General features: G+C 48.2%; 2 protein-coding genes. Both read left to right on the top strand.

From position 1 onward, the window contains the following. The first annotated feature begins 149 nt into the window (after positions 1-149). Positions 150-1,343 carry a glycosyltransferase family 4 protein gene (locus ACYQ1H_RS15385; RefSeq protein ID WP_460028916.1) on the top strand — a complete coding sequence of 398 codons (1,194 nt, stop codon included), beginning with the start codon at positions 150-152 and terminating at the stop codon, positions 1,341-1,343. Next, complete coding sequence (locus ACYQ1H_RS15380; RefSeq protein WP_460028915.1) at positions 1,303-2,079, top strand: PIG-L deacetylase family protein; 777 nt, start codon at positions 1,303-1,305, stop codon at positions 2,077-2,079. The genes ACYQ1H_RS15385 and ACYQ1H_RS15380 overlap by 41 nt, the downstream gene beginning before the upstream one ends. The last annotated feature ends 323 nt before the right edge of the window (positions 2,080-2,402 follow it).

Genomic DNA, 2,402 nt, shown 5'->3' with positions numbered 1-2,402 from the left:
TGGTAATTATTATGCTTTTCGTGACTACTATCTTCAGGGGGGTTGGCGCTTAGGTCTATCAAGAGCCGCTATTGAAATTATAAACTCCCGCCTAGATAAGGATCTTATGCGCTACTATGGGTATGGGTGGGAATGAGTCAAGCATCTTGATGGCCGCCGCCAAAACTCACAAGATATTGATGGTGACTCGTGAGCAGGAGGCCGATCGAAAATATGGCTTGGGGCGCAGCATCATGGCTCTGAATAGGCCGTTAGTGGCAAATGGCTTTGACTTGCGCTATGTTTGTCAGAGTGATCTCTCTGCCAGCAATATCGCCTCAAGGGCCCGGTTCTTGGGGTGCTTGATAAGATTCCCTTTCATTCGAAAATCTCCAGAATCCTGTGCTTTGATATGGGCGTGGGGCGAGCGGCTTCATATGGGATTTTTTGCGGCTAAGCTAGCAGTAAATGAAGGCTATCGCTATGTTCATATGCACGATCCCTGGATTGCGGTGGGTTATCTGTTGTATATGCTTTCGCATCCATCAAAGAGAGTCCATCGATGGGGTGTCACTCAGCATGGGTTTGGTAGTTATGCGAGGGCTGCTCGGGTTGATGGGCTTAAGCAGGGGCCATTCGCTCAATGGGTATTAAAAAGTATAGAGTATCTCGTCTTAAAAAGGGCTGCCTGGGTAATCACGCCAACACGGCTTGCTATGTGTCAGCTGATGACGGACTTGAAGTTGGATTCTGTGCCAGCTCACTGGCATGTCATACCTCATGCGCGGCCTGACGTCGCTCAGATCGATAAACTTGAAGCCAGAAAACTGTTGCATTGGGGGAAGGATGACATCGTTGTAGTGGGTGTAGGGCGTGTCGTGCCGTTAAAGAGATTTGACCGCTTGTTGAAGGCCTGCAACGATTTGGCGCAGAGATATCGCCATCTCCGTCTCGTGATCTTGGGTGATGGAGATATTGATCCCTTGCTTGTGCAAGCCCGGAATGGTGAGCTTCGTCATCGCTTCAGTATTTACTCTACTTCTGATACCAGTTTGTACTTGGGCGCTGCGGATATTTATGTAAGTACCTCTATATCTGAATCCTTTGGCTTGGCTAACCTTGAGGCTTTGTGCGCCGGATTGCCGGCAATATGCACAGCTGCTGCGGCAGTACCTGAGGTGGTTGGTGAAGGCGCATATCTGATTAATCAGGACTGCGCTCAGCTGGAATTCTGCTTGGCCAAGTTTATTGAGGATGAGAGATTGCGCAGGTATTGGGCTGAGCGAGGTAAGCGCCATGTAGCTCAGTGGCCAGATGGTGATCATGTTGCTGCTGCGTATGCCGATGTCTATCTTCAATCGTAGATTTTTTCTTCGGAAAATGGTCGATCTGCCGCTGTGCCGGCTGCCAACACAGCTTGATCTGCATCAGGCGAAACGAGCCTTAGTTTTTGCCCCTCATCCAGATGACGAAACCATCGGTTGTGGTGGAACCTTGGCGCAGCTTGCAGCGATCTGCCCTGTTAAGGTCGTGTTGGTCACCGATGGTTCTGGCGCCGGTGGACTGCCTCCGGGATCAGATAAAGCTCGACGGCTTGAGTTTCTGAAGGCGCTGACTATCTTGGGTATCGATGACGCCGTATTGCTCGATTTTGAAGATGGCGGGTTTGAAGTCAATCATCAGGCTATAAACAGGATTGGCGCTATCTTGAGGGGTTATGAACCCGATTGGGTCTTCTTGCCTTCCCCAATGGACTATCATAGAGATCATATTCGCATCAGCTATTGCATAGATAGATGCAGCAGAGTCTGTCCTAGTGTCCGACGATTGATATACTATGAAACTTGGGCACCACTTCCGGCAAGCCATGTCGTAGATATTACCGACGTAGCCGAGCTTAAGTGGCGGGCGCTGTCTGCCCATCATACAGTGCTTGACTGTGGCGATTATGTGCGCTGCACAAACGGGTTAAACAGTTATCGAGGTTTATACTTGGGTAGGAATAGGTTGGCTGAGGCATTCTATGTGGAATCTGTGCATGAGGCTTCATTGATTTCCGATATCCGTCGTCTTTGCCGAGGTCTCTTGGCTAGACTTTAATGAAGAGACCTCTTGAAATATTTGACGGCACATGTGGTATTGGCTCGGTGCATTTATAGGATGCATGATGCCTGTTTTGTCTTGATTGACTGGTATTAACTATCTAGTCAAGAGAGGCATTCGATAAATTCATCTTTGATGTTATATTTTGGGACTTACGCAAGAAGTGGAAGCTTCCGCAGAACCCCGGCTTTAATGATTTTTAGTCAAACGAAAGAAAAGGGTATTGATGGATTTTTAAGCTCCTTCCTCATGTACTCGGAAAGAAGTCTTTTTTCAGGGCGTAGATGTTTGTTTTGAGTTTTCTGGCAAGATTTGTCAGA

Source organism: Methyloparacoccus murrellii (assembly GCF_054657115.1).
Note: the sequence above shows the minus strand (reverse complement) of the source record. Positions and strands in the feature narration are given on the sequence as shown.